Origin of the sequence: Nonomuraea sp. NPDC003709 (assembly GCF_040610775.1) — a bacterium.
GTDB classification, from domain to species: domain Bacteria; phylum Actinomycetota; class Actinomycetes; order Streptosporangiales; family Streptosporangiaceae; genus Nonomuraea; species Nonomuraea angiospora_A.
In genome coordinates this window covers 238,943-258,795 of the sequence record NZ_JBEXMW010000018.1, presented here as the reverse complement: position 1 = coordinate 258,795, position 19,853 = coordinate 238,943, and the positions used below count along the sequence as shown (strand labels likewise).

Here is a 19,853-nt window from a genome sequence, read left to right as displayed (position 1 = left end):
GCGTTCGACCGATCTCAGTGAGGAGAACCCATGTTCAAGCGTCGTCTCGCGCTGCTCGGCGCGGTCGCCGTACTCGCCATCACCGGCCTGACCGGCTCCGCCATGGCCGACGAGACCCCGGGCACCGCCGGGGCGAAGGTGACCTGCAAGACGGCCGACGGCAAGACCGTCGAGGTGGCCGAGTTCGCGCGGACGGCCCCGGCGGGCAAGGTCGTCGGTCCTGACGGCAAGGTGCGCGAGTTCAAGCCCAGCGACACGGTGAAGGTCGACGCCCTTCCCGACGGCGAGGCGCCGCCGCTGGATGGGGTCCAGGCCGGGACCGTCACGCAGGAGGGCGAGGGGCTGGCGGTGACGAAGGCCATGCCCGTCCCGGAGGACGGCGAGATGCTGGAGGTGACCAAGGCCGTGCCCCTCCCGGAGGACGGCAAGCTGCCCGACAGCGTGCAGGCCATGCCCGCCCAGCCCGCTCAGCCCGCTCAGCCGGCGAAGCCCGGCGAGAAGCTGGACGCGCCGTCGGTCGGCATCGAGGCGGTGAAGATCATCTGCGAGAAGACCGACTAGGTCATTCCGAGAAGGACGGGTGCGGTCCGAGCGCCCAGTACTCGTAGAGGCCGTGGCCGACAAGCCCGTCGTACTCGAAGCGCCCGACGGCGTCCACCATGCCCCACATTCTGGCGGCGTCGTCGGGCAGCCGGTACGTCACGCCCTGCACGACCGGCCCCTCACCCTGGTACATGCCGTGCTTCCAGTCCGGCTCCAGGCCGTACCCGGTGCCGACCATGAGGTGCACCGGCAGGATCGGGGTGCAGCGCACGTCGAACGGCTTGCCGCCGGGAGGCGAGAAGGTGATCGTGGCCTCCACGACGTCGCGGGTGCCGGGGGCGTAGACCGGGCGGTAGTCCGGTCTGCCGAGGTATTCCTCCTCGCGGCCGTCGGGCCAGACGCGTACGGCCTCCTCCAGCATCCGGCGGCCGCGCTCGTCCTCCTGGATGATGCAGAGGATGGCGTGGTCGTCGAACTGCATGGGCGTGTAGAGCCAGTAGAACGTGCCCGCGTTCTTGGTCTGGATGCCGGGCGGCTCGGGCTCGCCGACCGGTCTGATGCCCCAGGAGCGGTCTCTGGTGCCCTGCCAGCGGTCAGGCGTGACCAGTATGTCCTCCTCGCCGATCCTGATATTTCCGGACCAGCGCCCCGTCTGTGCCAGGCGTACCGAGTCGAACATGACCCGCTCCTGCCACCGCAGGAAGTGCCGCGGCTCCAGCGTCGCCGGGATCGTGCCCTCCCAGAGCAGGTCGAAGGACAGGCCATGCTCGTTCGGCTCCAGGACCACCCTGAGCCGCTTGAGCCCTTCGAGCACCTCGACGCGGAACGGGCCGATCTCGGTGTTCATCCGGTCGGTTCCCAGCTCGCGGGAGGCCCGTACGACGCGGTGCAGGTCTCCGTGGCGTACGCAGGCGAAGGCGTCGGTGACGCCCAGGTTGGGGTACTGGCCGAGGCCGACGATCAGCATGAGCTCGTCGGTGCCGGGGTGGCAGTTGAAGTAGTAGCGGTCGTAGAAGTTGCGGTCGGAGGTGGCGACGTGCCGCATGACCTGCGCGGCCTGGTGGACGGGGTAGTCGTCTAAGGGAGACAGCGCCATGCCGGGTTTGTAGCAAGCGCTTGGTGGTTCGTCAACGGGGGTCCGGAAACGGGAAGCGCGCCCTCGGGATCAACCGAGGACGCGCTCCCCTTCCGGCAGCACCGGATCAGGACATCTTGCGAGATGCCTCATCTGCCTTGTCGGACACACGGCCCGCCATCCGGTCCGCAGACTCAGCGGTCCTGTCGGCCTTCTCACCGGCCCAACGTGACGCATCGGAGGCGGAGTCCTTCATGTGCTCGGTCCACTGCTGGGCGTTGCGGCGGTAGAACATGTAACCGATCGCTCCCACCGCGAGGCCGGTCAGCAGAACGAGCGTCGGCCATCGCCGCGACCGCGTGGGCGTGGGGTCGATCTTCCTGGCCGCCGTGATCAGCATGGAGCTGACCCTGGGAGCGACCTGATCCTCGAACCCGTGCGCCGCGGAGTGAATCCGTGGCGCCGCCCAGTAGCGGGCGTCCTCGAGGCGCTGGGCGGCGGCCATCTTGGCCTGGTCCGCCACGGGCGCCATCAGGTGGCCGGTTCGCACGGCCCGGGCCTTCATTCGGCCCGTCCACGTGGCGGGTACCTCTATGACCACGCGGCGTCTTTTCATTGTCAGGGACACGACAACCTCCCCTGTCGTTGGGGCCCCGAGCCTGACCTTCCCTGGACAAGGCGGCTCAATCATGGCGAGCCGTGGGAGGATGGCTCTGGAGGCCTTACGGCCATAGTCCTCAAAACATCACAGAACTAACCCTGTACATAGAGGGGGCGGCTGTCTCGTGGCTGAGAAGCTGATCGCAAACCTGCAGACCAACCGTGGAAATATCAAGGTGGAGCTCTTCCCCAACAGAGCCCCGAAAACGGTGCGTAACTTCGTCGAGCTCGCAGAAGGCTCGCGAGAGTGGACGCACCCGGGCACCGGGGAGAAGAGCACCGCACGCTACTACGACGGGACGATCTTCCACCGGGTGATCTCCGGATTCATGATCCAGGGCGGCGACCCGCTCGGCCAGGGCACCGGCGGCCCGGGCTACGAGTTCGACGACGAGATCCACCCGGAGCTGTACTTCAACCGCCCGTACCTGCTGGCCATGGCCAACGCGGGCGTCCGCTTCGGCAAGGGGACGAACGGGTCCCAGTTCTTCATCACGGTCGTGCCGACGCCGCACCTGAACGGCAGGCACACGATCTTCGGTGAGGTGATCGAGGGCCAGGACGTCGTGGACGCCATCGCCAAGACCCAGACCGACCGCCGGGACCGTCCGGCGGAGGACGTCGTCATCGAGTCCGTCACCATCGACCGCGTCCCCGCCTGACCCACCACCCACCCCCGCCCCACCCACAAGGCCGTGGGGCGGCCCCACCCATGCCCCCACCGGCCGGCCCTCAGGCCGGCCCGGGGCCACGTCCCGCCGGGCGCTTATCCGTCCGGCCCGGGGCCCATCCCACCGGGCGCTTATCGGGTCGGCTAGGGGCTACATCCCCATCGGGCGCTCATTGGTCCGGCTTGGGGTCGTATCCCCTTCGGACGTTTCTCGGGCGCCTCGGGGCCGTGTCCCCCATCGGGCGCTTATCGGGCGGCTCGGGGTCGCATCCCCTCATCGGGCGCTTATCGGGTGCCTTGGGCCGCATCTCCCCGTCGGGTGCCTTTCGGGCGCCTTGGGGCCGCGTCCCCCCGCCGGGTGCTTATCGGGCGTCTCGGGGCCGTGTCCCCCGGGCGTCTCGGGGTCGCGCCTGCGGCGGCGTCCTCGGGACGGGACGGCCCGGTCGCGCTCCGGCCCGGCCGTCCCCCCCGTAGGAGGCACTCCTCCCGCCCTGGAGCGGCGGACATCGGCACCCCAGCCCAAGCGGGGGCACCACACGTGCACCAGACGCCCACACGGCCGACGTGGCGCCATGAGCGAGCCAGCGCACTGGCCGCCGCACGATGGCGCCGGGCTCCAACGCACCCCACCTCGCCGACGCGGCGCGGTGAGGGGGGTGCGGCATCCGGATGGTGCGGTGGTCCAGCTCCGCACGATGGCGCTGGGCCTTGGGGCCGCCGCGTTCCGTCGCCCAGCCGCCGTCCGCCGCCGTCCGTCCGCCGCCGTCCGTCCGCCGCCGTCCGTCAGTCGCTGGCCGCGTTCCGCTGGTCAGTGGCGGGGGTTCGGGGTGAGGGGCGAGGGGTGGGGACACGCGGGTAGGGCGTGTAAGCCATAGGCTTTCGGTCATGACCAGCCAGCCGCCCAGCCCGCCCCCGCAGCCCGAGCAGCCCGCTGAGGCGGTGCCCACGTGCTACCGGCACCCTGAGAAGGAGACCTGGGTCCGGTGTCAGCGGTGCGAGCGCCCCATCTGCCCCGACTGCATGCGCGACGCCGCCGTGGGCTTCCAGTGCCCTGAGTGCGTGGCCGAGGGCAACAAGGGCATCCGCCAGGCGAAGTCCACCTTCGGCGGCAGCGTGGTGAGCACCCCGATCGTGACGTACGCGATCCTGGCGCTCACCGTCCTGGTCTTCGGCGCCCAGTACCTCACCGACAACGCAGTCGGCGAGGCGCTGGCGATGTGGCCGCCGGCAGTCGCAGAAGGCCAGTATTACCGGCTGATCACTGTCGCCTTCGTGCACAGCACCGGCAGCTTTCTCCACATCCTGTTCAACGGCTGGGCCATCTTCGTGATCGGCCCATATCTCGAACGAGCCTTCGGGCATCTCCGTTTCGCGGCCGTCTACTTGCTCAGCGCGCTGGGCGGTTCGGTGCTCGGCCTCTGGCTCGACCCGCTGCCCACGGCCACGGTCGGCGCCTCGGGAGCCGTCTTCGGGATGTTCGGCGCCATGTTCGTCGTGGGCCGCAAGCTGAAGCTGGACGTGCGAGGCATCACCTTGGTGATCGTGCTCAACCTGGTCATCACATTCGTCATGCCTGCGATCTCCGGTCTCCGCATCAGCTGGACCGGCCATGTCGGCGGCCTGATCGTCGGGACGCTGCTGGCGGCGGCGCTGGCCTACGCTCCCAAGAACAACAGGACCCTGTGGCAGGTGCTGACGATCGTGGGAGCGCTGGCCGTGCTCGCCGTGCTCGTGATGGTCAGGGTGTCGGCCATCATGAGCGCGGTGTGACTTCCCCAGGCTGTGGAAAAGGCTGTGGAAAGAACTAACGCCAGCGGGTGGAAAGCACCACCCCGAAGATGATGAAAACAAACCCGATCAGCAGGTTCCAGTTCTGGAGGTCGCTGAGGAAGGGCGCCCGTGGTGCGACGTAGTAGATCGCGATCCACAGGATGCCGATGATCCACGCCGCGACCATCGTGGGTGCCAGCCAGCGGGGGCTGACCTTGACCTGCTGCGATCTCTGCGGCGGGGTGTAGACCGCCTTCTTGCGAGCCTTGGGCTTGGGCACTGGTAACTCCTGCTGAGGGCCTGGGCTTCCGGATCGTCCACAGGCTCTTCGGTAAGCCTAATTGAAGTGTGGTCCAGGATAGCCGCCACGCGCGGGACATGGCGATCCCCGGTTGCGGCTTCTGACCCGAATACGCTGATCGCATGCGGGCCACGCTGCGGGCCGTGGGAGAGACGAGCATCACCGCGGGCCTGATCATGATGCTGTTCTGCGCGTACCTGCTCTGGGGCACCGGCGCGTACACCCAGAGCCAGCAGCGGCTGCTCCAGCGCCAGTTGGCGACGCGGAAGGCGGTCAAGCCCGAGCCGGGCAGGCCCATGGCGCTGCTGCGCATCCCCAAGCTGGGCCGCGACTACGAGTACGCCGTGGTCGAGGGTGTGGACACCGAGCACCTGAAGAAGGGCCCGGGACATTATCCGGACAGCGCCCTGCCGGGCCAGGTCGGCAACTTCGTGGTGTCGGGGCACCGCACCACGTACGCGGCCCCGTTCAACGAGATCGACGAGCTCGAACGCGACGACGAGATCGTCGTGGAGGCCGGCGGCACCACGTACACGTACCGGGTGACCTCTCAGGACATCGTGAAACCCGATGAGGTCGACGTGTTCGCCCCCGTGCCTGGCAAGCCCGACATTCGCCCTATCCGGGCCTTCATCACGCTGTCCACCTGCCACCCCGAATACTCGGCCGCCGAGCGCCTGATCGTCTACGGGGTGCTCAAGGACGCGACCGAGGACGAGGAGTGACATGTACGTCTGGCTCTGGCGCAAGCTGCCCGGCACCGCGCGGACCAAGCTGCTGACGGCCGCCGTGATGGTCGCCGCCGTGGGGGTCGTACTCTGGTATGTCGTGTTTCCGCTACTCGAGCCCATGGTGACACTCGACGAGGTGAGCGTGAGGAAATGAGCCGCGTGCTGGTCGTGGACAACCACGACAGCTTCGTCCACACCATCGTGCAGTACCTTCGCGGGCTGGGCGCCGACTGCGACGTACGGCCGCGCGACGACGTACGCGTGAGCGACGCCGACGGCTTCGACGGCGTCCTGATCAGCCCGGGCCCGGGCACCCCCGAGGCGGCCGGGGTGAGCGTGCCCCTGGTCCACCACGCGGCCGAGAGCCGCCGGCCGCTGCTCGGCGTCTGCCTCGGCCACCAGGCCATCGCCGTCGCGTACGGCGCCACCGTGTCCCGCGCGCCCGAGCTCGTCCACGGCATGACCAGCCCCGTCACCCACGACGGCAAGGGCGTGTTCGAGACGCTGCCCTCGCCCGTGCGGATGACCCGCTACCACTCGCTCGCCGTGCTGCCCGAGACCGTCCCCGACGTGCTCGACGTGACCGCCCGCACCGGCGACGGCGTCATCATGGGCCTGCGCCACCGTGAGGCGCCCATCGAGGGCATCCAGTTCCACCCCGAGTCCGTGCTGTCGGAGCACGGCCACCGGCTGCTCCAGAATTGGCTGCGAGGAATCTTGTAACAAATGTCCCCCGGCGAGCGACTACCAAGTGAACGTCCCCGCCGTTGCCCCCGAGCGGCGGGGGCGTTCTTGTGTCAGCGACGACATGAAGAAGGGCCGCCCGTTCCCGGGCGGCCCTTCTTCATGTCTCAGTTGCCGTTGCCTCCGAGGCCGTCGTCACCGATCGGGTTGTCGTCGGTCGGCTGGTCGCCGTCGGACGGGAAGTCCGTCTGGTCGTCCGTGGGCGTGTCCGTCGGCACTTCCGTGGTGGGCTGCGGGTTGTTCGTGTCCAGGCCGGGACCTGTGGACACCACGATCGTGATGGTCGTGCCCGGTGCCTGCTTGGCGCCCTCACCCGGGTTCTGCTGGATGACCGTGCCCTCGGGCTGCTCGTTCGCCTGCTCGACGACCCTGGGCTTGAAGCCGGCGGCCTTGATCTGGGCCGAGGCGTCCTTCACGGTGAGCCCGATCACGCTGGGCACCTCGCCGAGCTCCTTGGGCACGTAGAGGGTGACCGCGCCGCCCTTCTCTATCGACTCGCCCGCCTTGGGGTCGGTCTCGATGACCGTGCCCTGCGACTTGCCGGAGATCTTGGTCTTGACCGTGCCGCGCAGGCCCGCGTCCTCCAGCGCCTTCATGGCGTCTTCCTGCGACTGGCCGACGAGGCCGTCGGGCACCTTGACCTTCTCCGGGCCCTTCGAGATGACCAGCTTGACGGTGGAGCCCTTGTCGACCTTGGCGTTCGCATCAGGGTCGGTCTTGATGACGCTGCCCTTGTCGACGTCGTCGCTGTTCTCCTGGACCACCTGGACGGTGAGCCCGAGGTTCTTGAGCTGCTCTTCCGCGTACGCGCGTTCCTGGCTGGTCAGCGACGGGATCGTGACCTGCGTGGCGGCCGGAGTGCCCTTCGACCCGAACACCGAGTAGCCGACCCCGATGAACGCACCGATGATCGCCAGCGGGACGATGATCCACAGCGCGGTCTTGACGGCGTTGTTCCCGCCGCCGCTCGCCCTGCGCCGCCCGCCACGGCCGCCGCCGCCACTGCCACCCTCGTCGTACTCGTAGGGTGGGACCGCGGTGGTGCGCTGGGTGGCCGGGCCCTGTCCCGCCTGGGTCGCGGTCATCATCCGCGTGCCCTGGTTGAAGTTGCCGTTCATGGCCATCGTCTGGGCGTCGGTCGGCATCCCGGACATCGCCCGCTGGATGTCGGCCCGCATCTCGCCCGCGCTCTGGTAGCGGTGGGCGGGGTCCTTGGCCATGGCCTTGAGCACGATCGCGTCGGCCCACGGGGGGATGTCGCGGTCGATCTGCGACGGCGGGATCGGGTCCTCGCGCACGTGCTGGTAGGCGATCGCGACGGGAGAGTCGCCGGTGAACGGGGGCTGCCCGGTCAGCAGCTCGTAGAGCAGGCAACCGGTGGAGTAGATGTCGCTGCGCGCGTCGACCCGCTCGCCCCGCGCCTGCTCGGGAGACAGGTACTGGGCGGTGCCGATCACCTGGGCCGTCTGCGTCATTGTGGCCGCGGAGTCGGCCATCGCGCGTGCGATGCCGAAGTCCATCACCTTGACGTCTCCGGCGCGCGTGATCATCACGTTGGCCGGCTTGATGTCGCGGTGCACGATGCCGCCGCGGTGGCTGTAGTCGAGGGCTCGCAGGATGCCGTCGACCAGCTCGACCGCGCGCTCCGGCAGCAACCGCCGGTCCTGGCGCAGCAGGTCGCGCAGCGTCCGGCCGTCGACGTACTCCATCACGATGTACGGCACGGGGGTGCCTTCGGTACCGTCTTCGCCGGTGTCGTAGACCGCGACGACGGCCGGGTGGTTCAGAGAGGCGGCCGATTGTGCCTCGCGGCGGAAGCGGGCCTGGAAGGTGTGATCGCGCGCCAGGTCGGACCGGAGGGTTTTGATCGCGACTATGCGGTCCAGCCGGATGTCTCGGGCACGATACACCTCGGCCATGCCGCCGCGCCCGACGACACCGTCGAGCTCGTAGCGACCTCCGAGTAGCCGAGGCTGAGTCATTTCCTGCACTGTCCCTTACCGTTCATCTTGGGTACCGGCCTGCTCGGGGGGCCGCCGGTGTCCATCATCGACCCCAAAGCGCATCACGTCTCCTCCTTGGGCGGGTTTGTATCACCCGGGTCCGGCGAGGCGGTGGGTGTCGGAGTTTTGGGTGTAGTGGTGGGCGTTGGGGTCGGTGTGGGCGTAGGGGTACGGGTGGTCGGGGTCGGTTTCGGTGTCGGCTTCTTGGTGGGTGTTGCCGACTTGCTTACCGTAGCTGACCGCGAGGGTATAGGCCTCGGTGACTTCACCGGAACCACGGAAGGCCGCTTGGTACGTCTTTTCGTGGGCGAGGGTGTCGCCCGGTCCGGCGGCGCCACCGCCGACTTGGTCGGCTCGGCCACGTCCGGCGTCGGCTGCGTGGGCTGCCGGTCGGCGAACGTGATGGCGCTGAGCCCCACCGCGGCCGCGCAGCCCGCGGTGGCCACCAGGGCCAGCGTCCTCCTGTGGCGCTTTCCCACGGCCGGCTCCTGCGGAGTGGTGGCCGAGTGGAGGTGGTCCGTCTCCTGCTCGTCCTCCGGAGCCGGCTCGCGTACCCGGAAGCCTCCCGGGTCGGTGAGCATGCTGAGGTCGGCGCCCTGCTCGGCGCTGGCCAGCGACTCGCGCAGCAGGTAGGCCCGGTCGGCCACCTCCAGCGCCGAGGCCGGGCGCCGCGCGGGGTCCTTCGACAGCAGCGACATGACCAGCTCGCGCACCGGCGCGGGCACGTCCACCCCGAGGGGCGGCGGGTGCTCGTTGAGGTGCTGCAGCGCGATCGCCACCTGGCTGTCGCCGCGGAACGGCGTGCGCCCGGCCAGACACTCGTAGGCCACCACGCCCAGCGAGTAGAGGTCGGTCGCGGGAGTGAGCGGGAACCCCTGGGCCTGCTCGGGGCTGACGTACTGGGCCGTGCCCAGCACCGTGCCCGTCTGCGTGACCGGAGCCGCCTCCAGGGCCCGCGCGATGCCGAAGTCCGTGACCTTGATGGTCCCCTCTGAGGTGACCAGCAGGTTTCCCGGCTTGATGTCGCGGTGGATGATCCCGGAGGTGTGCGCGGCGTGCAGCGCCTTGGCCGTCTGGCCCACCACGTCGAGCGTCACCTCGGGCCCGATGGAGCGGTTGCGCGCCAGGATCGCCGACAGCGGCTCGCCGTGCACCAGCTCCATCACGAGATAGGCCAGGTCGCTCTGCTCGCCGTAGTCGAAGATCTGCGCCACTCCCGGGTCGGCCAGGGCCGCGGTGATGCGCGCCTCGTTCCTGAACCGCTCACGGAAGGTGGGGTCGGCATAGATGTGGCTGCGCAGGATCTTCACCGCCACCTCGCGCCCGAGCAACTCGTCACGGGCGCGCCAGACCTCCCCCATACCGCCTGTGGCGATGCGGGAGATCAGGAGATAGCGGTTACGGAGCCGCATGACCCAGCAGGTTACCGTCACTCACTTGTTCAGCACCGCCTCCAGCACGGCCTTTGCGATCGGCGCGGCGGTGTGGCCGCCGGTCGCCTCCGCACCGACGTTGGCAGCACCGGACTCGACGATGACCGCCAGGGCCACCTTCGGATCCTCGGCAGGCGCGAAGGAGATGAACCAGGCATGCGGTGGCTGGCCGTCGGCCGTCTCCGCGGTGCCCGTCTTACCCGCTACTTGGACGCCTGGGACCTGCGCCAGGTTTGCGGTGCCGTTCTGGACGACGCTGACCATCATCTCACGCAGCTTGCCCGCCGTCTCGGAGCTGACGGCTTCCGACAGCTCCTCGGGGTCGGCCTGCTTGATGGTGTCGCCCTTGGCGTCGGTGATCTTGTTGACCAGGTACGGCTTCATCACCTTGCCGTCATTGGCGATGCCCGCGGCGATCATGGCCATCTGCATCGGGGTCATGCGGTTGCTGCGCTGCCCGATCGAGGCCATGGCCAGGGCCGCCTTGTCCTCTTCCGGGCCGAAGTCGCTGGCGGTGACCGACATCGGCACGGCGACCGGCTGGCCCATGCCGAACTTCTCGGTCTGCTCCTTCATCTTGTCGTAGCCCAGCTCCATGCCGATCTTGCCGAACGGCGTGTTGCAGGACTTCTCCAGCGCGTACGTCAGCGTGACCGAGCCGGAGCCGCAGGCCGCGCCGCCGTAGTTGGGCAGGCTGATGTTCGTGTTGGGCAGCGGCAGCCGCTGCGGCGCGTCCACGGTGGACTGCGGCCCGCGCGAGGAGTCGTCCTCCAGGTAGGCCGCCATGGTCACGACCTTGAACGTCGAGCCGGGCGGGTAGGTCTGCGCGATCGTGCGGTTGAGCAGCGGCTGGCCCTTTTCCTTGGCCAGCTCGTCGAAGCGGGGGAAGACCTTGCCCTTGTCGGTGCCGGACAGCTCGGTCGGGTCGTAGGTGGGCAGCGAGACCATCGCCAGGATCCCGCCCGTCTTCGGGTCGAGCGCCACGAGCGCGCCGCGCTTGCCGCTCTGCCGCAGCGCGTCGTAGGCCGCCTTCTGCGCCTTGGGGTTGATCGTGAGATCGACGTTGGCGCCCCTGGTCGGCTCGCCGGTGAACAGGTCGATGCTCCGCCGCAGCAGCAGGTCGGCGCTGGAGCCGTTGAGCAGCTGGTTCTCGGACCTCTCGATGGCGCTCTCGCTCTCCGGCGAGAAGAAGCCGGTGACGTGGGCGTAGAGCCTGGCCTCGGGGTATTGCCTGAGGAACTTGAACCGGGGGTCCTTGGTCTCGACGGACTGCGCGAGCACCTTGCCGCCCGCCGTGATGCGGCCGCGCTCGATGGCGTAGCGCTCGTAGAAGTTGCGGGTGTTGCGGGCGTCGCCGCGCAGGCCCTCCGCCTTCACCGCCTGCAGGTAGTTCACGTTGATCATCAGGAGCGCGAACATGGCCAGGCAGGCCACCGCCACGCGCTTCAGAGGGCTGTTCATCGCTGGAACACCTGCGTCAGTCCTTCGTTCTGGATCGCCTGGGGCGGAGGCCGCCGGGCCGCATCTGACATGCGTACCAATAGCGCGATAAGGATCCAGTTAGCCAGCAACGCCGAGCCACCCTGGGACATGAACGGGGTGACCAGGCCGGTCAGGGGGATGAGATTCGTCACACCGCCGACGATGATGAAGACCTGCCAGGCCAGGATGAACGACAGGCCGCCCGCCAGGAGCTTGGAGAACGGGTCGCGGGCCGCCAGCGAGGTGCGCAGACCGCGCTCGACCAGCAGGGCGTACATCATGAGCAGCGCCATCAGGCCGGTCAGGCCCAGCTCCTCGCCGGTCGCGGCGAAGATGAAGTCGGAGAACGACAGCGGGATCAGCTGGGGGTTGCCCTCGCCGAGCCCCGTGCCCAGGATGCCGCCCGCGCCGAACCCGAACAGGCCCTGCATGATCTGGAAGCTCTTGCTGCACATCGGGTCGCCCGGCGGATCCTTCAGGCAGACGGGGTCGTTGCCGTAGTAGATCGGGTTGCTCGGGTCGAGCCAGGCGTCGAAGCGGGCGCCGACGTGGTCGAAGACCTGCCCGGCGAGGAAGGCGCCGCCGACGAAGAGGAGCACGCCGATCAGCACCCAGGAGGTGCGCTGGGTCGCGATGTAGAGCATCGCGATGAACGTCCCGAACAGCAGCAGCGAGGTGCCCAGGTCCTTCTCGAAGACCAGGACGAGCAGGCTGAGCCCCCAGGTGATGAGGACGGGGCCGAGGTCCCTGGCCCTGGGCAGGTCGATGAAGAGCAGCCGCCGCCCGGCCAGCGCCAGCACGTCGCGCTTGGCCACCAGATAGCCGGCGAAGAAGACGACCAGCGCCAGCTTGGCGAACTCGCCCGGCTGGATGGAGAAGCCGCCGATGCGGATCCAGATCTTGGCGCCCTGCACCTCGCTGAGGCTGCCCGGCAGCAGCGCGGGGATGGCGAGCAGGACCAGGCCGACGGCGCCCGCGGTGTAGGTCATGCGCTGGAGCATGCGGTGGTCACGCAGCACGATCAGGGTGATCGAGAACATGACGACGCCGAGACCCGTCCACATGATCTGGTTGGTGGTGGACGCGCCGCCCATCTTGGCGGCCTCCAACCGGTAGATCATCACCAGGCCGAGACCGTTGATCAGGGTCACCAGCGGCAGGATCAGCGGGTCGGCCCAGGGGGCGAACTTCGCCAGCACGAGGTAGGCGGCCAGCATCAGGCCGCCCAGACCCAGTCCGTACGCCAGCATGCCCGCGGGGACCTTGCCGTCCACCGCCAGGCCCACGTTGGCGTAGGCCACCATGACGATCAGCACCGCCAGAGCGAGCATGACGAGCTGGGCCATGCGGCGCTTGGCCGGCATCGGGACGGGGGAATCTGCGACTTCGCTCATTTACCGTTGCTTCGTCTTGGTCGCGCTCACGGTCGGCGTGGGCGACGAGCTGGCGGTCGTGGCGGGGGTGTCGCTGCTGTCCTTGCCGTCCTCCTGGGCGAACTTCAAAGCGTTGATCTTCGTCATGCCCTCGTCGACATTGGTGACCGGAATGCCGCCCTTGATCAGCGCCTGGTCGGCATCGGACAGCTTGGAGAGCTGCCGGCCTGTGGCCTTGGAGACCTTGAAGAGCTGGAAGGGGCCCAGCTCTCTCTGGACCCCCTGGAACACGACCACCTCGTCGCCCCTAGCACCGACGAAGAACTGGTCCTGGGTCCACTGATATCCGAAATAGCCGCCGACGCCGACGGCGACGACGCCTATGCCGAACACGGTGACCAGCACGGGCCACACGCGACGACGCCTGCGCCGGGGCGCCTCGGCGACCGGCTCATCGAAGTCGTCGTCCGTGAGGACCGGCTGGGGCGCGGTCACCGCGCTGGCTCGCCCCGGTTGGGTCTCCTGGGGGTTGCCGCGCAGCCGGGTCATGCCGGCGGCGCCGACCATGGCGGCCTCGGTGGGCACCTGCTGCCCGTCGGTGATCTCCACCACGTCGGCCAGCACGCAGGTGATGTTGTCGGGCCCGCCACCTCTGTTCGCCAGATCGATGAGCTGGCGCACGACCTCTTCAGGATCGTCGATGTTGGTGAGCGTGGCGTGCAACGTCTCCGCGCTCACCACGCCCGACAGGCCGTCGGAGCACAGCAGGTAGCGGTCGCCGATCTGCGCCTCGCGGAGGGTCAGGTCGGGATCGACCTCACCACTGCCGTCGAGCGCGCGCAGCAGGATCGAGCGCTGCGGATGCGTGGCCGCCTCTTCAGGCGTGATGCGCCCGTCGTCGACGAGCTGCTGCACCAGCGTGTGGTCATGGGTGATCTGGTAGAGCTCCCCGCGCCTGAGCAGGTAGGCGCGCGAGTCGCCGACGTGCACCAGAGCGACCTGGGTGCCGTGCCAGAGCATGGCCGTCAGAGTCGTGCCCATGCCTTTGAGGCTGGGATCCCGCCCCACCATCTCGTGCAGCTTGCGATTGGCGTCGCGTACCGCTGCCTCGATGGCGTTGAGCAGGTCACCCCCCTGTTGGGCCTCTTCCAGAGAGGCCATGGCGGCGATGGCGACTGAGCTCGCCACCTCGCCGTGTGCGTGCCCGCCCATACCGTCTGCGACGGCGAGCAGGCGGCCGCTAGCGTACGCCGAGTCCTCGTTTCCTTCGCGGAGGAGGCCGACGTCCGAGCGGGCGGCGTAGCGGAGTGCGATGGTCATTTGCGCAATTCAATGACTGTCTTGCCGACGCGGATCGGAACACCGAGCGGCACCGGGGTCGGGCGGGTGACTTTCGAGCGGTCGAGATACGTGCCGTTGGTGGACCCAAGATCTTCCACGATCCATTGACCGTCCTGGGGAAAGAGCCGGGCATGCCGGCTGGAAGCGTAGTCGTCGGTGACTACCAGCGTGGCGTCATTGGCCCGGCCAATGGTGATGGGCGTCTCCGTGAGGTTAATGGTGGTGCCCTGCAAGGGGCCACCGGTAACGATGAGCTGGCGTGGCTCGCCCTTTTTGTTCTTGGGCTTCGCCGCCGGTTTGGTGGGTTTCACGCCTTTGCGTGGACCCGCGGGAGCCGTGCGTGAACCGAACAAGTCAGTCCGGATCACGCCGACTGCGGCAATGACGAAGAACCACAGCACCGCCAGGAAGGCGAGCCGGATCAGCAGCAGCGTGAGCTCGGACATGGACCGCTTGTCTACCCCTAATCGCGCCGGAACACCAGAGTCGTGCGCCCCAACGTCACTCGCGTGCCGTTCTGGAGCTCGATCCTGCGTACCGGCTGGCCGTTGACGAAAGTGCCGTTGGTGGACCCGAGATCGACGAGGGCCACCGTCTGGCCCTCGACCCGCAACTCCGCATGGTGTCGCGAGACTCCCGGATCGACCAGACGAAGATCGCAGTCGGTGCCCCTGCCGAGCAAGGTCACCGGAGTGGTGAGCTCGTAGGAACGGTCGCCCTGCGGGTCGTCCTGAGTGGAGACGAGCAGCCTCGGCCGCCCGTTGAAAGCGTTCGGCCTCGACGGAGGCAGGTCGCTCGCCGGCTGGCGAATCTCGTCCTGCTCGACCGTCGCGCCGCGGATGACGCCGGACCTGATGCGGAACAGCCCCACAGCCAGATCGCCGGCGGTCTCGAAGCGGACCCGGACCGGTCCCACAAAGGAGTAGCCCTGTTCCTTGGCGTACTCCCTGGCAAGGTTGGCCAGCTCGTGACTGATGCTGTCGGCGTAGACCTCAAGCCGTTCGCTGTCGGTCGTGGACAGCTCAACCACGAAGTCGTTGGGCACAAGCGTGCGACCTTGAGCGACGATCGCCGCACGCTCATCCATCTCCCGCTGAACCGCGCTGGCGACCTCGACCGGCTGAAGGTCAGATTTGAACGCCCGCGCAAAGGCCCCCTCAACCAAGCCTTCGAGCCTTCGCTCGAAGCGCTGAAGGACTCCCACCGGGTACCTCCCTTCCTCCGTGCATATGATCGCGGCCCCCAGACGCGTCCGGCGCCCGGTTCCCGCTCGTTCCACGTCACGGCGTCCCTGGCGCTCGTCGGCTGTCGCGCCCAGCTCCTCCGCTCCCGTGTCTTATGCGATCGTATCCGGGTTCAGTACCAGTGGCTGTTCCGTGCTAGTGTTCTTTCCGCACCCACAAGGGCGGGTGGCGGAACGGCAGACGCGCACGGTTCAGGTCCGTGTGTCCGAAAGGACGTGAGGGTTCAAATCCCTCCTCGCCCACTCGGTGACTGGGGACTCTTGGTCGCAAGCTTTTGGCTTGCTTCCGTGGGTCCCCTCGTCATTTACTCCGGGGGATAACCCCCGGACCCCCAGCGTTTTCCGGGGGAGGTCCCCCGGGCCCCCCTGTCTGGGAGTGGGCTCCCAGACCCTCCATCGCCGCTGGCGTCTTCTGTCTTCTGTCATGGCAGACCCACACTGGCGAAGTGTTTGATGGATCGCAAGAGGGGGCGTCTCTCTTTTCAAGAACCTGTTGGTAACGGGCGTGCCGTGTTTTGACGGTACGCCCGTTTGGTTGCAACCTGCTTTCGGGTGACTTGTCGGTGTGTTTTACGTCACAGTGACTAGAGTTCTGGTGTCCAGGAGTTCGCCCAGGAGGTCTGTGAGGCTCACCATGCCGATTACGTCGCCAGGTTGAGCTGTCACCAGTGCCAGGTGGGCTCTTGCCTCCTGTAGGGCCGTTACCGCCTCTGGGACCTGGGTTACGCAAGGGAGCTTTGGCAGCGGGCGGCAGAGGGCTTCTGCCTTGCTTGCCGGCTGTAGGAGGGCGTCTCTGGCGTGGAGGGCGCCTCTTACGTTTCCTGGCGTGCCTACCAGGAGTCTGAGGTGGCCGCTCTTTGCCGCTGCTTCCTTGATCTCCTCTGCGTTTGCCTGGGGTGGGACCATGACCGCTTGGCCTATGGGGATCATCAGGCGTTCTATGCCCTCGTCGTCCAGGCGGAGGGCGCGGGTCAGGAGGTCGTGTTCGTCGCGGTCCAGGAGGCCCATGCGGCCTGACTCGCCCACCAGCATGGCCAGCTGGCGGGGGGTTCTCGTGGTGGCCAGCTCGTTCCTGGGCTGGACGCCGAACAGGCGCAGGATGAGGTTGGTCAGGCCGTTCAGGGACGACAGGAGCGGGCGCATCACCCAGGTGAAGGCGCGGAAGGGGACGGTCAGCAGCAGGGCCGAGCGTTCCGGGTGGGTCAGGGCCCACGACTTCGGCGCCATCTCGCCCACCACCATGTGGACGAAGGTCACCAGGGCCAGGGCGATCGTCAGAGCGATGGGCATGCGCAGGCCCTCCGGGACGCCGAGGGCGGCGAAGACCGGCTCCAGGGTGTGCTCGATCGCGGGCTCCGTCACCTGGCCAAGGCCCAGGGTGCACAGCGTGATGCCCAGCTGGGCGCCCGCCAGCATGAGGGAGAGCTGCTTGGTGCCGCCGACCGCCGACCTGGCCGCCAGCCTGATCAGGCGGTTGTTGCGGGAGGCGATCTCCTCCAGGCGGTGGCGCCTGGCGGAGACGAAGGCGAACTCCGCGGCCACGAACAGCGCGTTGAAGACCAGCAGGGCGAGGCTGACGACGAGCATGGTCATCGGGCCGCCTCCGCGTGCTGGACCGGGGCCACGCGGACCCACTCGGGCACTCTGCGGTTGAGAGATATCACTGTCAGCTCTGCCAGGTGTTCCTGCTCGTCCTCTGCGAAGGGGTCGGTGTCCTGTTCGATCGGCACCGTCACCGTGTCGCCCTCGTCGGGCATCCTGCCGAGCTTGGCCAGGACGAGGCCCGCGAGGGTGTCGTAGTCGTCGCTCTCCGGGAGCGCGACGCCCGTGGCGCGCTCGACCTCGTCGAGCCGCAGCCTGCCCGGGACCTCCCAGATGCCGCCCGGGTGCTCGACCACGCCGGCCGGCTCCGGGTCGTTCTCGTCGACCAGCTCGCCGACCAGCTCCTCGGCCAGGTCCTCGACCGTGATCACGCCGGCCAGGCCGCCGTACTCGTCGATGACGCAGGCGATGTCGTCCTTGGCCACGCGCATCCGGTCGAGCACGGCGGGGAGCGGGACCGAGTCCGGGACCAGCAGGGCCGGGCGGGTGATGCTCGCCATCTCGCCCTCCTGCAGGCCCGACGAGAGGAGCTCGCGTACGCCCGTCACGCCGATGACGTCGCCGTCCTCGTTGATGACCGGGTAGCGGGAGTGGCCGCAGCTGCGCATGATCTCGATCAGGTCCGAGATGGGCTGTTCGGAGCGCAGCACGACGACGCGCGGGCGGGGGACCATGATCTCCTCCGCCGTGCGGTCGCCGAACTCCAGGGCCCGTTCCAGCAGGTCGGAGAGTCTCGGAGGGAGTTCGCCCGCCATGGTCGACTCCTCGATGATGCGGGAGAGCTCCTCCGGCGTCGCGCCGTGCTCCACCTCCTCCACCGGCTCGATGCCCACGCGCCTGAGCAGGCCCGTCGCCGCCGAGTCGAACAGCTTGACCACCGGGCCCACCACGGCCAGGTAGACCAGCGTCGAGCTCGCCAGGAACTTGGCCACCGGCTCCGGTCTGGCGATGCCCAGGTTCTTGGGCGCGAGCTCGCCCAGGACCATCTGGACCACGGTCGCCACGAAGACCCCGATGGCGACCGAAAGTCCGGTGATCACGGTGTCGGACAGTCCGGTGTCCGCCAGCCATGGTCGTACGATCGTGGCGATCGCGGGCTCGGCCAGGAAGCCGACCAGCAGTGCGGTAACGGTGATGCCGAGCTGTGCGCCGGAGAGCATGAAGGAGAGGCGGGACGTGACCTGGAGCGCTTTTTCGGCGGCCTGGTCACCCGCCGCCGCCTGCTCGCGGAGCAGGGCGCGGTCGGCGGCCACGAAGGCGAACTCCTGAGCGACGAAGTAGCCGGTCGCCGCCGTGAGGAGGATGAGGGCCAGCAGGCCCAGATAGGCGCTCACCATGGTGAGCTCTCAGAGGAACCCGTGCTGGCGCACGGGCAAAGACTCCACGGGTCCGGAGCGGACACGATCTTCCCTTCGATAGAGGTCGTCCATAACCGTAACGATGCTGGTGGCATCTATGTTTCCGTGGTGACTCTTCCCTGGTTCTGCGTACTTTTCCATGGGAAAACCTTGGCCGAGTGTCTTCACTGGTAAGGGGTTCGACGTAGCGTTTATGACATACCGAAGGGAAGAAGGCGAAGTGTCTGAGGACGACCGTACGCGGGCCATGCGCTCACCAGGCGACGGCCGCCCGCTGCCGCCGAGGCCAGGTGACGGCCTGCGCGCCGGGGGCGCGCCGGCCCACCAGGTCCCGTCCGCGCCCCCTGGGGGGCCGGGCGCGCCCACGCACAAGCTGCCTGTGGCCCCGCAGTACCCCGAGCCGGGGTCAGGCGCCGCCTCTCCCGGCTCCGCCCCGGACGAGCCGCCCCAGGGTCGCTCGCGCGTGTACGGCCGGGCGCGCTCCGGCGGTGGCGGCGCTCCGGTCAAGCCGCTGCGGTCGAGGAGCGGCCCCTCGGACCCGTCGAAGCCCCGCAGGCGGGTGTCCGGCAAGACGATCCTGAAGATCGTCGGCGGGCTCCTGGTCGTGCTGCTGGTGGCGGGCGTGGGCATGCTCTTCTGGATCAACTCCCGGATCGCGGGCATCGACGGCGTGCTCGACGACTATCAGGGCCGTCCCGCCGACACCCCTGGCACCAACTGGCTGCTCGTCGGCTCCGACAGCCGCAAGGGCCTGTCGGCTGCTGAGCGCAAGAAGCTCGCCACGGGCCGGGCGACCGGCGGGAACCGTACGGACTCGATGATGCTGCTGCACATCCCCGAGGGCAGCGACAAGCCGACGCTGGTCAGCCTCCCGCGCGACCTGGCCGTCGACGTCCCGGGCAAGAGGCGCGACAAGCTCAACGCCGCCTACAACGGCGGGCCGCAGCTGCTGGTCCGCACCGTGGAGTCGGTCACGGGCGTGTACATCGACCACTACATGGAGATCGGGTTCGCCGGGTTCGTCGGCATCGTGGACGCCATCGGAGGCGTCGAGATCAACGTACGGGCCGCCGTGGACGACCCGAAGGCCGGGCTCAAGCTGAAGAAGGGCACGCAGGTGCTCAACGGCGCCCAGGCCCTGGGGTACGTACGGACCCGCAAGGGCGGCGCGCTGCCCGACTTCGAGCGGACCAAGCGGCAGCGGCAGTTCCTGGGCGCGGTCGTGAAGAAGGCGGCCAGCCCCGGAGTGCTGATCAACCCGTTCACGTCGATCCCGCTGGCGATGAGCGCCACCGACGCCGTCTCGGTCGACGGCGGCACGGGCGCCTTCGACCTGCTGTCGCTGGGACTGGCGATGGGCGACAGCCCGGTGACGACGGTGGTCCCGTTCGGCGGCACCGAGCGGCTCGCGGACGGCGGCGAAGCGATCAAGTCGGACCGGCCCAAGGCGCTGGCCCTCTTCAACGCCCTGAAGGAGGACAAGCCGGTGCCCAAGGACGTCATCGACACCGGCAACTAGCGCGG

Annotated in this window: 19 protein-coding genes and 1 tRNA gene; 8 read left to right on the top strand and 12 right to left on the bottom strand. The window is 68.5% G+C overall.

Features of this window, described 5'->3' with window-relative positions:
* Window positions 1-30 precede the first annotated feature (30 nt).
* Window positions 31-561 (top strand): hypothetical protein, encoded by a 531-nt coding sequence (locus ABZX61_RS43495; protein ID WP_355203200.1) that lies wholly within the window; start codon window positions 31-33, stop codon window positions 559-561.
* Window position 562: 1 nt separating this feature from the next.
* Here ABZX61_RS43495 and ABZX61_RS43490 read toward each other — a convergent pair whose 3' ends face one another.
* Complete coding sequence (locus ABZX61_RS43490) at window positions 563-1,639, bottom strand: hypothetical protein (RefSeq protein ID WP_355203198.1); 1,077 nt, start codon at window positions 1,637-1,639, stop codon at window positions 563-565.
* Window positions 1,640-1,745: 106 nt separating this feature from the next.
* A complete protein-coding gene (locus ABZX61_RS43485) occupies window positions 1,746-2,183 on the bottom strand; it encodes a YtxH domain-containing protein (RefSeq protein WP_355203195.1) in 438 nt (145 codons plus the stop codon).
* 220 nt (window positions 2,184-2,403) lie between these two features.
* Between ABZX61_RS43485 and ABZX61_RS43480 the strand changes: the two genes are divergently transcribed.
* The gene (locus tag ABZX61_RS43480; protein WP_355203192.1) at window positions 2,404-2,940 is read left to right on the top strand and encodes a peptidylprolyl isomerase; all 537 of its coding nucleotides are present in this window, start codon (window positions 2,404-2,406) and stop codon (window positions 2,938-2,940) included.
* A gap of 893 nt (window positions 2,941-3,833) precedes the next feature.
* Window positions 3,834-4,718, top strand: coding sequence for a rhomboid family intramembrane serine protease (locus tag ABZX61_RS43475; protein ID WP_355203189.1), 885 nt, complete (start codon window positions 3,834-3,836; stop codon window positions 4,716-4,718).
* A gap of 34 nt (window positions 4,719-4,752) precedes the next feature.
* On the opposite strand, the gene ABZX61_RS43470 is transcribed toward ABZX61_RS43475, so the two are convergent.
* Window positions 4,753-4,998 carry a cell division protein CrgA gene (locus ABZX61_RS43470; RefSeq protein WP_350732371.1) on the bottom strand — a complete coding sequence of 82 codons (246 nt, stop codon included), beginning with the start codon at window positions 4,996-4,998 and terminating at the stop codon, window positions 4,753-4,755.
* Window positions 4,999-5,141: 143 nt separating this feature from the next.
* Here ABZX61_RS43470 and ABZX61_RS43465 point away from each other — a divergent pair, with 143 nt between their 5' ends.
* The 3 genes from ABZX61_RS43465 to ABZX61_RS43455 are packed head-to-tail and all read left to right on the top strand — an operon-like array spanning window position 5,142 to window position 6,473.
* Window positions 5,142-5,744: a class E sortase gene (locus ABZX61_RS43465; RefSeq protein WP_355203187.1), complete on the top strand. Its 603-nt coding sequence runs from the start codon at window positions 5,142-5,144 to the stop codon at window positions 5,742-5,744.
* 1 nt (window position 5,745) lies between these two features.
* Window positions 5,746-5,904, top strand: coding sequence for a hypothetical protein (locus ABZX61_RS43460; protein WP_355203184.1), 159 nt, complete (start codon window positions 5,746-5,748; stop codon window positions 5,902-5,904).
* Entirely contained in the window at window positions 5,901-6,473 is a 573-nt protein-coding gene (locus tag ABZX61_RS43455) for a gamma-glutamyl-gamma-aminobutyrate hydrolase family protein (RefSeq protein WP_355203182.1), read from the top strand. Before ABZX61_RS43460 ends, ABZX61_RS43455 begins: the two co-directional genes overlap by 4 nt.
* Window positions 6,474-6,601: 128 nt before the next feature.
* Here ABZX61_RS43455 and pknB read toward each other — a convergent pair whose 3' ends face one another.
* The 7 genes from pknB to ABZX61_RS43420 form a co-directional block, all read right to left on the bottom strand.
* A complete protein-coding gene (gene pknB / locus ABZX61_RS43450; protein ID WP_355203180.1) occupies window positions 6,602-8,476 on the bottom strand; it encodes a Stk1 family PASTA domain-containing Ser/Thr kinase in 1,875 nt (624 codons plus the stop codon).
* Between the two features lie 83 nt (window positions 8,477-8,559).
* Window positions 8,560-9,909 carry a serine/threonine-protein kinase gene (locus tag ABZX61_RS43445; protein ID WP_355203177.1) on the bottom strand — a complete coding sequence of 450 codons (1,350 nt, stop codon included), beginning with the start codon at window positions 9,907-9,909 and terminating at the stop codon, window positions 8,560-8,562.
* Between the two features lie 21 nt (window positions 9,910-9,930).
* Entirely contained in the window at window positions 9,931-11,391 is a 1,461-nt protein-coding gene (locus tag ABZX61_RS43440) for a penicillin-binding protein 2 (RefSeq protein ID WP_355203174.1), read from the bottom strand.
* Complete coding sequence (locus ABZX61_RS43435) at window positions 11,388-12,806, bottom strand: FtsW/RodA/SpoVE family cell cycle protein (protein WP_355203171.1); 1,419 nt, start codon at window positions 12,804-12,806, stop codon at window positions 11,388-11,390. The genes ABZX61_RS43440 and ABZX61_RS43435 overlap by 4 nt, the downstream gene beginning before the upstream one ends.
* Window positions 12,807-14,105: a Stp1/IreP family PP2C-type Ser/Thr phosphatase gene (locus tag ABZX61_RS43430; protein ID WP_355203168.1), complete on the bottom strand. Its 1,299-nt coding sequence runs from the start codon at window positions 14,103-14,105 to the stop codon at window positions 12,807-12,809.
* Window positions 14,102-14,572, bottom strand: coding sequence for an FHA domain-containing protein (locus tag ABZX61_RS43425; protein WP_350732387.1), 471 nt, complete (start codon window positions 14,570-14,572; stop codon window positions 14,102-14,104). Before ABZX61_RS43425 ends, ABZX61_RS43430 begins: the two co-directional genes overlap by 4 nt.
* Before the next feature lie 17 nt (window positions 14,573-14,589).
* The gene (locus tag ABZX61_RS43420) at window positions 14,590-15,330 is read right to left on the bottom strand and encodes a DUF3662 and FHA domain-containing protein (RefSeq protein ID WP_091081864.1); all 741 of its coding nucleotides are present in this window, start codon (window positions 15,328-15,330) and stop codon (window positions 14,590-14,592) included.
* 199 nt (window positions 15,331-15,529) lie between these two features.
* On the opposite strand from ABZX61_RS43420, the gene ABZX61_RS43415 reads away from it, so the two are divergent.
* Window positions 15,530-15,612: transfer RNA gene (locus ABZX61_RS43415), tRNA-Leu, on the top strand.
* A gap of 327 nt (window positions 15,613-15,939) precedes the next feature.
* Here ABZX61_RS43415 and ABZX61_RS43410 read toward each other — a convergent pair.
* A complete protein-coding gene (locus ABZX61_RS43410) occupies window positions 15,940-16,962 on the bottom strand; it encodes a hemolysin family protein (protein WP_355203166.1) in 1,023 nt (340 codons plus the stop codon).
* On the bottom strand, window positions 16,959-18,308 hold the full coding sequence (locus ABZX61_RS43405) for a hemolysin family protein (RefSeq protein WP_355203163.1): 1,350 nt from the start codon (window positions 18,306-18,308) through the stop codon (window positions 16,959-16,961). The genes ABZX61_RS43410 and ABZX61_RS43405 overlap by 4 nt, the downstream gene beginning before the upstream one ends.
* Window positions 18,309-18,549: 241 nt before the next feature.
* On the opposite strand from ABZX61_RS43405, the gene ABZX61_RS43400 reads away from it, so the two are divergent.
* Window positions 18,550-19,848 (top strand): LCP family protein, encoded by a 1,299-nt coding sequence (locus ABZX61_RS43400; protein ID WP_355203160.1) that lies wholly within the window; start codon window positions 18,550-18,552, stop codon window positions 19,846-19,848.
* The last annotated feature ends 5 nt before the right edge of the window (window positions 19,849-19,853 follow it).